Below are 13,414 nucleotides of genomic sequence, written 5' to 3'. Positions count from 1 at the left end.
GGAAGCCTTAACAAAGTAAAGTACCGCTACGCATTACGCCATGACGCTTACAGCTTGGCGCCGGCTACCGCTTCTTTAGCCAGTTCGGTGATGCGCGCGTAATCCCCGGCTTCCAGGGCGTCATTCGGCACCAGCCAGGAACCGCCGATACACAGTACGCTTTTCAGCGCCAGGTAATCACGGTAGTTTTTCGGTGAAATGCCGCCGGTCGGGCAGAAACGAACCTGCGAGAACGGCCCGGCGATAGCTTGCAGCGCTTTAACGCCGCCGTTGGCTTCGGCCGGGAAAAACTTGAATTCACGCAAGCCGTAGTCCATGCCCAGCATCAGTTCGGATACGCTGGCGATACCGGGAATAAGCGGGATGCTGCCTTCGGTGGCCGCTTTGAGCAGCGTAGCGGTCAAACCGGGGCTGATGGCGAACTGCGCGCCGGCTTCGGTCACTTCGGCCAATTGCTGCACGTTGGTCACAGTACCCGCGCCGACAATCGCTTCCGGAACGTTTTTGGCTATGGCGCGGATAGCGTCAAGCGCGCAGGCGGTGCGCAGCGTCACTTCCAATACGCGCACGCCGCCGGCCACCAGCGCTTTCGCCAAAGGAACCGCATGTTCCAGCTTGTTGATAACGATTACGGGCACTACCGGGCCCGATGTCAGGATGGTTTCCGCGCTTGTTTTCCAATTTTTCATGTCTGTGTCTCTCCTGTCTTGCCTTAAAGGCAAAGGTGTTTGAAATGGCGCGCCCCTGCCACGGGGATTTGCGTTGGCGCAAATAACCGGCCGCACCTTTTACCGTAATAACTTTTACCGCAATAACTTTTATCGTAAAACGTTGCCGCATTAGCGTGTCGTAAAAATGACCTGTTAACCCTGGCAGCGCGTTTGGCTGAAAATAGCCCAAACCCGCGGCTAAATATGTCCGGCGCGGATAATCCGCGCCGGTGCCATCCGCCGGTTTATTCGAACTCGTTCCAGGAACGCCCGTCGCGGGTGATCATGGCTACCGAGGCCACCGGCCCCCAGGTGCCCGACTGGTAAGGCTTGGGCGCGTCATTATCCGACGCCCAGGCGTCCATGATCGAGTCCACCCACGTCCAGGCCTCTTCCACTTCGTCGCGGCGCACGAACAGCGCCTGGATGCCGCGCATGGTTTCCAGCAGCAGCCGTTCGTAAGCGTCGGCCAGATGTTCCTGGTTGAAGGTTTCGGAGAAGCTCAAATCCAGCTTGGTGGTTTGCAGGCGATGTTTGTGATCAAGCCCCGGCACCTTGTTGAGTATTTGGATATCCATGCCTTCGTCCGGCTGCAAACGGATGGTCAGCTTGTTTTGCGGCAGTTCCTGATAGGAGTCGCGGAACAAGTTGAGCGCGGGGTTCTTGAAGTACACCACGACTTCGGAACATTTGGTCGGCAGGCGTTTCCCGGTACGCAGGTAAAACGGTACGCCGGCCCAGCGCCAGTTATCGATATCCACCCGGATCGAAACAAAGGTTTCGGTATGGCTGCTTTTATTGGCGCCCTCTTCTTCCAGGTAGCCGGGCACCTTTTTGCCCTGTACGAAACCGGCGGTATATTGCCCGCGCACCGTGGTATCGCGCACATTGGAATGATCGATCGGACGCAGCGAGCGCAGTACCTTGACCTTTTCGTCACGGATACGGTCGGTGGTCAGATCCGAGGGCGGCGACATGGCGATCATGGTCAGGATTTGCAGCAGATGGCTTTGAATCATATCGCGCATCTGGCCGGCTTTGTCGAAATACCCCCACCGCCCTTCGATACCCACTTCTTCCGCGACGGTGATCTGCACGTGATCGATGGTGCGATTGTCCCAGTTGGTGGCGAACAGCGAGTTGGCGAACCGCAGCGCCAGCAGGTTGAGCACCGTTTCTTTGCCCAGGTAGTGGTCGATGCGATAAACCTGGCACTCTTTAAAGTATTCGGCGACCTGATCGTTAATAACCCTGGATGAGGCCAAATCGGTGCCCAGGGGTTTTTCCATCACGACCCGGCTCGGTTCTTTATTCAGGCCGGCCAGGCCAAGGCCCTGGCAAATGGCGCCGAAGGTATTGGGCGGCATGGCGAAATAGTTGATGGTAACGCGGGCCTCTTGATCGAGTTTGTCCGCCAGTTTGCTGAAATGCTTGCTTTCGTTGACATCAAGATTGCAAAAATCCAGGCGGCCGCTGAGCGTCTTCCAGAGCTTCTCGTCGATGGGCTCTTTCATAAAGGTTTCCAATGCTTCGCGCACCACCTTGACGTAGGCTTTCACGTCCCAATCAGCACGGCCGACGCCGATAATGCGCGTCTCCGGATGAATGGAACCGGCTTTCTCCAATTGATACAAAGAAGGCAATAATTTCCGGCGGGCCAGATCGCCTTTAGTGCCGAAAATCACCAGATCGCATGCCTGGGCTATGGATGTTACCGCCATGTTCCTCTCCTCGTGCAGGATGTTTGTAATTTTATTACATATAAAATGGTTTTTTTTTGATGCCGGCCAGTAAAATGCTAGAAAAACCGGGACACAACCCGTTTTTTGGCTAAAATCGCCAAAATGCCCGCAACGAAAATGTAATTTATTAACGATATTGTCAATACATTACAGTTCTGAAAGTTAGACACAGGTCATAGTCTGGCAAAAAAACTCGCCTGGCCACCGGATTAGCTGCCTTTGCGCTACGGCACGTAGTATATTTCATCAAATCGGTAATGATTTCTCCTTTGTGTGAAATCGGCTAAAACCATGAGCTATTTACTTATGAACATGCTGGACAAAATCAACGGTCATATGGAATTGCTGAGTAAATCAGAGCGTAAGGTCGCAGAGGTCATTCTGGCCGCCCCGCAAACCGCCATTCATTCCAGCATAGCCATCCTGGCCCGGATGGCGGAGGTAAGCGAGCCGACCGTCAACCGTTTTTGCCGCCGCCTGGATACCAAGGGTTACCCCGATTTCAAATTACAGCTCGCACAGAGTTTGGCTAATGGTACACCTTATGTAAACCGTAATGTGGACGAGAATGACGGCGTCGATTCGTATACCGTGAAAATTTTCGAGTCTACCATGGCCAGCCTGGAGCAGGTGAAAACCCGGTTGGATATCGCAGCGGTGAACCGGGCGGTGGATTTGCTCACCCAGGCCAAAAAAATCTCGTTTTTCGGTTTAGGCGCCTCCGCGGCGGTGGCCCACGACGCCATGAACAAATTTTTCCGTTTTAATATCCCCATCGTCTACTCGGAAGATATCGTTATGCAGCGCATGAGCTGCATGAACTCCAGCGAAGGGGACGTCGTGGTGCTTATCTCCCATACCGGCAGGACAAAAATGCTGGTGGACCTGGCGCAACTGGCGCGCGAGAATGATGCCACCGTTATCGCCATCACGTCGCAGTTCTCTCCCCTGGCCTATGAAGCCTCGCTGACCCTGGCCCTTGACGTACCAGAGGATACCGATGTCTTTATGCCAATGATATCGAGAATTGCGCAATTGACCCTGATCGACGTGCTGGCCACCGGATTTACTTTGCGCCGCGGCGCTAAATTCAGGGATAACTTGAAGAGGGTCAAGGAAGCTTTGAAGGAATCGCGCTTTGATAAAGCAGATTCCGCAACATATAAATTTGATTAATACCGTATTATATGAAAAATAAATTTTATTAAAGTTCCGCAACTGACCGAATCGCCGTAAAGGTGAGGAACATTTTAGCACAGCCGGATTCATGCCGACGGGCGGCCAAGCAGGGTTATCATCCGCCGGAAGCGGAAGATCCGATATTTTTTGCAACACCTTAATATCCAAGTCAACGGAGTTATCAATGTCCAGACGGCTCAGAAGAACCAAGATTGTAACCACACTGGGGCCCGCCACCGACCGTGACAATAATTTGGAAAAAATTATTGCTGCCGGAGCCAACGTGGTACGCCTCAATTTCTCCCATGGCACCGCGGAAGACCATTTCACCCGTGCCAATAAAGTTCGTGAAATTGCTGCCAAGCTCGGACGGCACGTGGCAATCCTTGGGGATCTACAAGGACCAAAAATTCGCGTTTCGACTTTCAGGGAAGGCAAGGTGTTCCTGAGCGTGGGCGATAAGTTTCTTCTGGACGCCAATCTGGGTGTCGGTGAAGGGGATCGGGAACAAGTCGGTATCGATTATAAAGGCTTGCCTGGCGATGTCGTGCCCGGCGATATCCTGCTGTTGGATGACGGCCGCGTGCAGTTGAAGGTGCGCGAAGTCCAGGGCATGAAGGTATTTACCGAAGTGACCGTGGGCGGCCCGCTGTCCAATAATAAAGGCATTAATAAAATGGGCGGCGGATTGTCGGCCCCGGCGCTGACCGAAAAAGATAAGGCCGATATCATTACCGCCGCAAAAATCGGCGTGGATTATCTGGCGGTGTCCTTTCCCCGTACCGGCGAGGATCTGAACCTCGCGCGCCGGCTGGCCCGCGACGCCGGCTGCAACGCCAAGATCGTGTCCAAGGTGGAGCGCGCCGAAGCGGTGGCCAGCGACGAAGCCATGGACGATATAATCCTGGCCTCCGATGTGGTGATGGTGGCCCGCGGGGACTTAGGCGTGGAAATCGGCGACCCGGAACTGGTGGGCATCCAGAAAAAACTGATCCGCCGGGCGCGCAAGCTTAACCGCGCGGTGATTACCGCCACCCAGATGATGGAGTCGATGATTACCAATCCGATGCCTACCCGCGCCGAAGTCATGGATGTGGCCAATGCCGTGCTCGACGGCACCGATGCGGTGATGCTGTCCGCTGAAACCGCGGCGGGCCAATACCCCGCGGAAACGGTGGCGGCCATGGCGCGGGTATGTCTGGGAGCGGAAAAGATCCCCAGTATCAACGTGTCCAAGCATCGCCTGGATGTGCAATTCGACAATATCGAAGAAGCGATAGCGATGTCGAGCATGTACGCGGCCAATCATCTCAAGGGCGTCAGCGCCATTATCACCATGACCGAATCCGGCCGCACCTCGCTCATGATGTCGCGTATCAGCTCCGGTCTGCCGATATTCGCCCTGTCGCGCCATGAGCACACGCTCAACCTCACCGCGCTCTACCGCGGCGTTACGCCGGTCTATTTCGACAGCGACGGCGATGGCGTGGTAGCGGCAACCAGCGCCGCCAACCTGCTGCGGGACAAAGGGTTCCTGATGTCCGGCGATCTGGTAATCATCACCCAGGGCGATGTAATGAGCATGGTCGGCACCACCAATACCAGCCGCATCCTGCGGGTGGAATAACGCCCATCCCAAGGTAGTTGAATATAGTCAAGGGCGCCTCCCGGCGCCCTTGCTTTCCTCAGCGCTGCCGTTTGTAGGGATCTTTATCACCGGGTTTGCGGGTTTTCAGCAGTTTCAAAATCCAGGTGTACTGCTCCGGGTTCGGCCCGACCAAATTCTCCACTTCCTCGTTCATGCGCCGGGCAATAACGCGATCGTCCGCAGCGGCGATATCATCCATCGGCGGGCGCACGTAAATATCGAGCTGGCTGGTTTTACTGTTATATACCGGGAATAACGGGATTACCGCCGCCCGGCAAATTTTCATCAAACGCCCTATAGCCGGCAGCGTCGCTTTGTAGGTGGCGAAAAAATCCACGAATTCGCTGTGCTCGGGGCCATGATCCTGATCCGGCAGGTAATACCCCCACCAGCCCTGGCGCACCGACGTGACGAAAGGTTTGACGCCGTCGTTGCGCGCATGCAGACGGCCGCCGAAACGACGGCGCACCCGGTTCCACATATAATCCACCAGCTCATTGCGCTGATTATGGAACATACCGGCGACCTTGTGCCCCTGGGATGACATCAGCATGGCGGGCACATCCACCGCCCAGCCGTGCGGCACCAGGAAAATAATATTACGCTGCTGCTGCGTGGCCTGTTCGATGATCTCCGCGCCGTGCCATTGCACCCGGCTGAGCAGCCGCTCGGGGTCACGGCACGCCAGTTCGGCCATCAGCACCGTTGACTGGGGCACCGTGGCAAACATATCGTCGATGATCTGTTCGCGCGCCGGCTCGCTTAATTCCGGCATGCAGTATTGCAAATTAACCCGGGCGCGATGGCGGGCGCCTTTGGCGACTTTGCCCGCCAGGCGGCCGATGGCCCCCAAAACCGGGTCACGCAGGCGGGGAGGTATATACGTTGCCCCGGCGATCAGGCCGATGCCGCACCAGACGCCCCAATAACGGGGATGATAAAAGGCGGGCTTAAATAGCGGAACAAACTCAATGGCGTTGGTTTTATTATCGTTTTCCATGCAACTCTCTTTGCTGTCAATTGCCAAAAAAGGTCAATGACCTGTGACGTCAATTGATTAGGCGGGCTCTCTGGCCCTGCTTAGCGTACCGTCGCGATAATGATAAACATAAAACGGCAAGCGATCATCTTTCGCTTGCCGTTAAGATAACATATCAATTGAATTGCAGTTGCGGCATGGCTTCACGAACCTGCGCCAGATAGTCCAGCCGTTCCTTACCGGCCAGCCCTTCGGTACGGGGAAGTTTTGCCGTCAGGGGGTTGACCGCCTGCTGGTTGATCCAGATTTCATAATGCAGGTGCGGGCCGGTGGAGCGCCCGGTATTGCCCGACAGCGCGATGCGATCGCCGCGTTTCACTTTCTGACCCGGTTTCACCAGTAATTTTTTCAGGTGCATATAGCGGGTCATGTATTGGCGCCCATGGCGAATGGCCACGTAATTGCCGGCCCCGTCGCCGTTTTTACTGACCACCACTTCGCCGTCGCCGATGGCCATTACCGGCGTGCCCACCGGCATGGCGAAATCTACGCCGCGGTGCGGCGCTATGCGTCCGGTAACCGGATTTAACCGGCGGGGATTAAAATTGGACGACACCCGGAACTGCTTGGTGGTGGGAAAACGCATAAAACCTTTGGCCAGGCCCGCCCCGTCGCGGTTATAGAATTTGCCGTCCTCGGCGCGGAACGAATAATAATCTTTGCCGCCGGTGTTGAGGCGCACGGCCACCAGTTCGCTTTGTTCGCTGCGCCCATCCAGCATTTCGCGCGAAGTCAGGACGGCGAACTGGTCGCCTTTTTGCAATTTGCGGAAATCGAGCTGCCATTGCATCGCCTTGATCACCGCGCTGACTTCTGCGCTGGACAATCCCGCCGCACGGGCGCTATTCACAAAACTGCCGTTCACTTCCCCGGTGAGACTGGTGTTTTTCCATTCCCCGGCCAGGTTGGCGATGCTCTCTTTGAAATTATTGCCCACGCGATCGTAGGTGCGGGTTTCGCGGCGCGACATTTCCCAAGTCAGGCGCTGCAGTTCGCCGGCGTCCGTAAGGGTCCAGGAAATTTGCTGTCCGATCTTCAGATTACGTAATTGCGGGAATTGCTGGGCCAACTGGCTGACATCCGACATATCGATGCCGTACTGGGTCAGGATGCTGCTTAGCGTATCGCCGGTGGAGACGACATATTCATGGACCCCCGTCTCACCTGCGACCTTCTCGTCTAGATCGTCTTCCGGCGGCACGTCGTCATCGTTATCCGCGGCGGATTGATCGATGGGTTCGCTGGCTTCGGGGGTAAGTTCCTGCACGGGTTGGTTAACGGCCGGTGCGGTGCGGGGAGGCGCCGTGGGTTCCATAACCGGGGAGTATACATAGGGACGCCAGACCGCGACGGCCAGGGTCACCACGGTCAACGACCCCAGCATTACGCGGTGGGGTCTGGGCAGATTATTATACGCAAGGGTGAGAGAGCGAAGTATCTGCTGCACTGATTCCTATCCTCATGAGTTCTTCTCCAGGCAGCTCACGTACTGGTTCGTCAATTGCAGCAAGAAGTTTATATAACTGTCCTTGCCCAATGCGATACCGCTTCCCAAGGGATCCAACGTGCCGATACGGACAAGGGTTCCTTTGGCGACAGCGTTGATAACGGCTGGCCTGAATTGCGGCTCAGCAAAAACGCACGCGGCTTTTTGCTCAACCAACTGTGTTCGAATGTGATGTAGTGCCTGAGCGCCCGGCTGTATTTCGGGATTTACGGTAAAATGCCCCAGCGGGGTCAAACCATATTTTTTTTCAAAATAACCATAGGCATCGTGAAACACGAAATAGCCTTTACCGCTCACCGGCGCTAGCATTGTAGCGATATTTTTGTCATTTTTTGTCAATGATGCGGTGAAAAACAGTAGATTCGCGTCTAATTGTGATTTTTTATCGGGCATCAGCCGCAATAATTGGTCATGAATGGCGATGGCGGATTGGGCCGCGATGGCGGGAGACAGCCAGATATGCATATTATATTCGCCGTGATGGTGGTCGTCGGCACCATGATCCGCTTCTTCCTCATGGTCGTCCCCTTTCATCAGCAGCGGCGCAATGGCGGGCAAGGCGGATAGCGTCAGGCTTTTGCCGGCGGGTAATGTTCCCACCGGTTTAGTCAAGAATGCCTCCAGTTCCGGGCCGACCCAGATCATCAAGTCGGCCTGCTGGATGCGCCGGATATCGGAAGGACGCAGCGCATAATCATGGGGAGAGGCGCCGTCCGGCAGCAATACGTCCGTGGCGATCACCCCGTCGCCGATGGCGGAGGCGATAAAACCCAGCGGCCGAATGGAGGTGACGATATTGGCACGGGCCTGGCCGCTGGCGACGGCCAGCACGCAAAGCCCGGCCAACAGCAGCCGGATGGTTTTTTTCTTCTGTGGATTCATGATGATAATTCTCTTCGGCAACGGTAAGGTGTGTGATATTATAACATTTTAGCCGTTTCGTAACCGTAATTCACATGATCAGTCTGGTAACGCTAAATCAAATTTCCGTCTCTTTCGGGCAAAAACAGGTTTTACGCAACGTCTCGTTTTCTTTATATCCCGGGCGCATTCTTACGCTCATGGGGCCTAATGGCGCGGGAAAATCGACGCTGGTGCGCGTAGTGCTCGGCCTGGTGCCCACCACCGGCGGTACGCTGCGCCGCGAGACAAAACTGCGTATCGGTTATGTACCGCAAAAAATTCACCTGGATGTCACCCTGCCGCTGACGGTAGGCCGTTTTATGCGCCTGCGTCCGGGAGTTAAAAAATCCGACGTCCTTCCCGCGCTCGAACAGGTCCAGGCCGATCATCTGCTGGAGCAGCCGATGCAAAAGCTGTCCGGCGGGGAAATGCAGCGGGTGCTGCTGGCGCGCGCGCTGCTCAACCGGCCGCAGTTGCTGGTATTGGATGAACCGACCCAGGGCGTGGACGTAAACGGCCAGGTGGCCCTGTACGATCTTATCGATAAAATCCGCCATACGCTGGGCTGCGCGGTGTTGATGGTCTCCCATGATTTGCATCTGGTGATGGCGAAAACCGACGACGTGCTGTGCCTGAACCAGCATATTTGCTGTTCCGGCACGCCGGAAATCGTGTCGGCCCATCCGGAGTTCATCGCCATGTTCGGTTATCACGGCGTGGAACAGCTGGCCATCTACCGGCATCGCCATAACCACGGGCATGATTTGCAAGGCCAGGTGATACATCGGCACGAAGGCGGCCCGTCATGATCGAACTGCTGTTGCCCGGCTGGCTGGCCGGCGTCCTGCTGGCCATGGCGGCCGGGCCGCTGGGATCGTTTGTGGTATGGCGCAAGATGTCCTACTTTGGCGATACCCTGGCCCATGCCTCGTTATTGGGCGTGGCGTTCGGCCTGCTGCTCAATATCAATCCCTTTTACGCGGTGATTTCGGTGACCTTGTTATTGGCGTTGGGTCTGGTATGGCTGGAGCGCTACCCGCAGCTGGCCATAGACACCGTGTTGGGGATCATGGCCCACAGCGCGTTGTCCCTGGGGCTGGTGGTGGTCAGCCTGATGTCCAACGTGCGTGTTGATCTGATGGCGTATCTGTTTGGCGATCTGCTGTCGGTGACGCTGGATGATATTGCGCTTATCGCCCTGGGCGTGGCGGTGGTGCTGATGGTGCTGGCCTGGCAATGGCGGGCGCTGTTGTCGGTAACCATTAGCCCCGAGCTGGCCCATGTGGACGGCATTCGGCTGCCGCGCGTGAAGATGCTGTTGATGCTGGTCACCGCCCTGACCATCGGCCTGGCGATGAAATTTGTCGGCGCGCTGATTATCACTTCGCTGCTGATTATTCCCGCCGCCGCCGCGCGCCGCTTTGCGCGTACGCCGGAGCAGATGGCGCTGTTCGCCGTAGCGGCGGGCATGATTGCCGTTACCGGCGGTTTGGCCTTCTCCGCCTGGTACGACACGCCGGCCGGACCGTCCGTGGTGCTCTGCGCCTCGGTGCTGTTTTTATTAAGCTTGTTTAACCGCCAGCGCATTTGATTGCCGCGCCGGCGATACCGGCCTGGCTTTACAGCTCGCCGCGCACGATGCCGAAGTGCTTATAGGCATGGGCGGTGGCGATACGCCCGCGCGGGGTGCGCTGGATAAATCCCTGCTGGATCAAAAACGGCTCCAGCACGTCTTCAATGGTCTCTTTCTCTTCGCCGATGGCCGCCGCCAGGTTATCCAGGCCGACCGGCCCGCCGACAAATTTATCGATAATCGCCAGCAGCAGCTTGCGGTCCATAAAATCGAAACCCTCGGTATCGACGTTCAGCATGTTCAGGGCATCGACCGCCACTGCGTCGGTAATATTGCCCTGGGCGCGCACTTCGGCGAAATCCCTGACCCGGCGCAGCAGGCGATTGGCGACGCGCGGCGTGCCGCGCGCGCGTTTGGCGATTTCCAGGGAGCCGGATTCGGTAATGTTCAGCTCCAGGCACGCCGCGCTGCGCTTGACGATATGCTGTAAATCCGCCACCTGGTAAAACTCCAGGCGCTGGACGATGCCAAAACGGTCGCGCAGCGGCGAGGTCAGCGAACCGGCGCGGGTAGTCGCCCCCACCAGCGTAAAGGGCGGCAGCTCAATTTTAATGGAGCGGGCGGCAGGTCCGTCGCCGATCATGATATCCAGCTGGTAATCTTCCATCGCCGGATAAAGCACTTCTTCCACCACCGGCGACAGGCGATGGATTTCATCGATAAACAGCACGTCGTGGGGCTCAAGGTTGGTCAGCATCGCCGCCAGGTCGCCCGGTTTTTCCAGCACCGGCCCGGAGGTGCTGCGCAGGTTGACGCCCATTTCATTGGCGATAATATGCGCCAGGGTGGTTTTACCCAACCCGGGCGGCCCGAAGATCAGCAAATGGTCCAGCGCGTCGCCGCGCATTTTGGCCGCCTCGATAAAAATCTCCATTTGCTCGCGCACATGGGGCTGGCCGATATAGTCTTCCAGGGTTTTCGGCCGGATGGCCCGGTCTATCACCTCTTCGGCAATCACCACGCCGGCGGAAATCAAGCGGTCTGCTTCAATCATCCTCTACCTCACAGCGCGGCACGCAGGGCGTCGCGGATTATCGATTCACAATCGGCATCCGGCCGCGCCACCTTGCTCACCATGCGGCTGGCCTCCTGAGGTTTATACCCCAGGGAGACCAGCGCCGCCACCGCTTCGGATTCAGGATCGCCGGCAATTTTACTGCTGGCCGCCGGCGCGAGGGGAATATCGCCGCCGCCCAGGGCGAACAGATCGCCGTTCATGCCCTTGAAGCGATCTTTCATTTCCACCACCAGGCGTTCGGCGGTTTTGGTGCCGACGCCGGGGAGTTTAACCAGCGCGCTGATTTCCTGGCGCTCGACGGTATTGACAAATTGCTGGGCCGACATGCCGGAAAGAATGGCCAGGGCCAGCTTCGGACCGACGCCGTTGACCTTGATCAGTTCGCGAAACAGCGCCCGCTCCTGCTTGTTGGTAAAACCGAACAGCAGCTGCGCGTCTTCCCGAACCACAAAATGGGTATAAATGATCGCTTCCAGCCCGGTTTCGGGCAACGCGTAGAAACACGTCATCGGCATATGTACTTCATAACCCACCCCCTGGATTTCAAGCAACACCAGCGGCGGCTGTTTTTCCAGAATGATGCCTCTAAGACGTCCGATCACGGTAAACCTTCCTTTCAGGGCTATTTATTCAGTAAGCAATGGATAAAGTTTATAACATAATAATGGCTGGATGAATATCCAGCCCGGGACTTGATGGCCGGCGATCAGCTTAAGCGGCCGCGCGCCAGATTTAACCGACTATTGCCCATGCGCACCGCATTTTGATTCACATGGCAGTGGGTGATGGCGATAGCCAGGGCGTCGGCGGCGTCGGCCTGGGGGCTGGCGGTCAGCTTCAGCAGCACCCGCACCATGTGCTGCACCTGGCTTTTATCCGCCGAACCGACGCCGACCACGGTTTGTTTCACCTGCCGCGCGGCGTATTCGAATACCGGCAGTTCGTGATTCATCGCCGCCACGATCGCCACCCCGCGCGCCTGCCCCAGCTTTAACGCCGAGTCGGCATTCTTCGCCATGAACACCTGCTCGATGGCGAAAAAATCCGGTTGGAACTGCGTGATGATTTCGCTGACGCCCGCATAGATGAGTTTGAGGCGGGTGGGCAAATCATCCACTTTGGTGCGGATGCAACCGCTGCCAAGATAGGTGAGCACCCGCCCCTGCTGGCGTAAAATACCATACCCGGTAATGCGCGAACCGGGGTCGATGCCAAGGATAATGGTCATGCCCCGCCACCGCACCGGCGGCGATTTCCGAACCGGACCACCGTCACAGCGTTGCCGCCACCTCGTCGGAGATCTCGCCGTTATGATAGACCTCCTGCACGTCGTCGGAATCTTCCAGCAAATCGATCAGACGCAGCAGTTTGGGCGCGGTCTCCTCATCCAGATCCGCCTTGGTGGAGGGAATCAGGCCCACCTCGGAAGAATCGGCATGCAATCCCGCGGCTTCCAGGGCATCTTTGACCCGGCCGAAATCTTCCGGCGACGTATAAACATCGATGGCGCCGTCGTCGTAGGTCACCACGTCTTCCGCACCGGCTTCCAGCGCCGCGTCCATGACCTGATCTTCCGTCAAGCCGGGAGCATACGAAATCACCCCTTTTTTGGTGAACAGGTAAGACACGGAACCGTCGGTGCCGAGGTTGCCGCCGGTTTTGGTAAAGGCGTGGCGGACTTCGGCTACCGTGCGGTTACGATTGTCGCTCAGGCATTCAACCATCACCGCCGTGCCGCCGGGACCATACCCTTCATAGATGATGGTTTCCATCTGGGTATCATCGTCGCCGCCGACGCCGCGGGCAATGGCCCGGTTGAGCGTATCGCGCGTCATATTGTTGGCCAGCGCTTTGTCCACCGCGGCGCGCAGGCGGGGATTGGACCCGACATCGCCGCCGCCCAGCCTGGCCGCCGTTACCAGCTCACGGATAATTTTGGTGAAAATCTTGCCACGTTTACTGTCCTGAGCCGCTTTACGATGCTTGGTATTGGCCCACTTACTATGACCTGCCATAAATCTCTCCGAAATAAGCC

Annotated in this window: 13 protein-coding genes; 4 read left to right on the top strand and 9 right to left on the bottom strand. The window is 56.9% G+C overall.

Features of this window, described 5'->3' with window-relative positions; all coding sequences use genetic code 11:
• Positions 1-47: 47 nt before the first annotated feature.
• Positions 48-689, bottom strand: coding sequence for a bifunctional 4-hydroxy-2-oxoglutarate aldolase/2-dehydro-3-deoxy-phosphogluconate aldolase (locus tag ACL2XP_RS11665; RefSeq protein WP_413738668.1), 642 nt, complete (start codon positions 687-689; stop codon positions 48-50).
• Between the two features lie 266 nt (positions 690-955).
• Positions 956-2,431, bottom strand: a complete 1,476-nt coding sequence (gene zwf / locus ACL2XP_RS11660; RefSeq protein ID WP_413738667.1) for a glucose-6-phosphate dehydrogenase — start codon at positions 2,429-2,431, stop codon at positions 956-958.
• A gap of 327 nt (positions 2,432-2,758) precedes the next feature.
• On the opposite strand from zwf, the gene ACL2XP_RS11655 reads away from it, so the two are divergent.
• Both ACL2XP_RS11655 and pyk read left to right on the top strand, forming a co-directional pair.
• Complete coding sequence (locus ACL2XP_RS11655) at positions 2,759-3,628, top strand: MurR/RpiR family transcriptional regulator (RefSeq protein WP_413739130.1); 870 nt, start codon at positions 2,759-2,761, stop codon at positions 3,626-3,628.
• Between the two features lie 187 nt (positions 3,629-3,815).
• Positions 3,816-5,258, top strand: coding sequence for a pyruvate kinase (pyk, locus tag ACL2XP_RS11650; RefSeq protein ID WP_413738666.1), 1,443 nt, complete (start codon positions 3,816-3,818; stop codon positions 5,256-5,258).
• Between the two features lie 58 nt (positions 5,259-5,316).
• Here the strand turns inward: pyk and lpxM are convergent, their stop codons facing one another.
• From lpxM to znuA, 3 genes are all read right to left on the bottom strand, one after another.
• Complete coding sequence (gene lpxM / locus ACL2XP_RS11645; RefSeq protein ID WP_413738665.1) at positions 5,317-6,279, bottom strand: lauroyl-Kdo(2)-lipid IV(A) myristoyltransferase; 963 nt, start codon at positions 6,277-6,279, stop codon at positions 5,317-5,319.
• A 154-nt stretch (positions 6,280-6,433) separates the two neighbouring features.
• Complete coding sequence (mepM, locus tag ACL2XP_RS11640) at positions 6,434-7,765, bottom strand: murein DD-endopeptidase MepM (protein WP_413738664.1); 1,332 nt, start codon at positions 7,763-7,765, stop codon at positions 6,434-6,436.
• A 12-nt stretch (positions 7,766-7,777) separates the two neighbouring features.
• Positions 7,778-8,707 carry a zinc ABC transporter substrate-binding protein ZnuA gene (znuA, locus tag ACL2XP_RS11635; protein ID WP_413738663.1) on the bottom strand — a complete coding sequence of 310 codons (930 nt, stop codon included), beginning with the start codon at positions 8,705-8,707 and terminating at the stop codon, positions 7,778-7,780.
• Positions 8,708-8,781: 74 nt separating this feature from the next.
• Here znuA and znuC point away from each other — a divergent pair, with 74 nt between their 5' ends.
• Together znuC and znuB are read left to right on the top strand one after the other, a co-directional pair.
• The gene (gene znuC, locus ACL2XP_RS11630; protein ID WP_413738662.1) at positions 8,782-9,537 is read left to right on the top strand and encodes a zinc ABC transporter ATP-binding protein ZnuC; all 756 of its coding nucleotides are present in this window, start codon (positions 8,782-8,784) and stop codon (positions 9,535-9,537) included.
• Positions 9,534-10,319 carry a zinc ABC transporter permease subunit ZnuB gene (znuB, locus tag ACL2XP_RS11625; protein ID WP_413738661.1) on the top strand — a complete coding sequence of 262 codons (786 nt, stop codon included), beginning with the start codon at positions 9,534-9,536 and terminating at the stop codon, positions 10,317-10,319. The genes znuC and znuB overlap by 4 nt, the downstream gene beginning before the upstream one ends.
• Positions 10,320-10,347: 28 nt before the next feature.
• Here znuB and ruvB read toward each other — a convergent pair whose 3' ends face one another.
• The 4 genes from ruvB to ACL2XP_RS11605 form a co-directional block, all read right to left on the bottom strand.
• The gene (gene ruvB / locus ACL2XP_RS11620; RefSeq protein WP_413738660.1) at positions 10,348-11,355 is read right to left on the bottom strand and encodes a Holliday junction branch migration DNA helicase RuvB; all 1,008 of its coding nucleotides are present in this window, start codon (positions 11,353-11,355) and stop codon (positions 10,348-10,350) included.
• A gap of 8 nt (positions 11,356-11,363) precedes the next feature.
• Complete coding sequence (gene ruvA, locus ACL2XP_RS11615; RefSeq protein ID WP_413738659.1) at positions 11,364-11,981, bottom strand: Holliday junction branch migration protein RuvA; 618 nt, start codon at positions 11,979-11,981, stop codon at positions 11,364-11,366.
• Between the two features lie 104 nt (positions 11,982-12,085).
• Positions 12,086-12,607, bottom strand: coding sequence for a crossover junction endodeoxyribonuclease RuvC (ruvC, locus tag ACL2XP_RS11610; protein WP_413738658.1), 522 nt, complete (start codon positions 12,605-12,607; stop codon positions 12,086-12,088).
• Positions 12,608-12,650: 43 nt separating this feature from the next.
• Entirely contained in the window at positions 12,651-13,394 is a 744-nt protein-coding gene (locus ACL2XP_RS11605) for a YebC/PmpR family DNA-binding transcriptional regulator (protein ID WP_413738657.1), read from the bottom strand.
• Between the last annotated feature and the right edge of the window lie 20 nt (positions 13,395-13,414).

Origin of the sequence: Sodalis sp. RH21 (assembly GCF_047324175.1) — a bacterium.
Classification (GTDB): Bacteria; Pseudomonadota; Gammaproteobacteria; order Enterobacterales; family Enterobacteriaceae; genus Acerihabitans.
The sequence above is the reverse complement of the archived record's forward strand: the minus strand, read 5'-3'. Positions and strand labels throughout refer to the sequence as shown.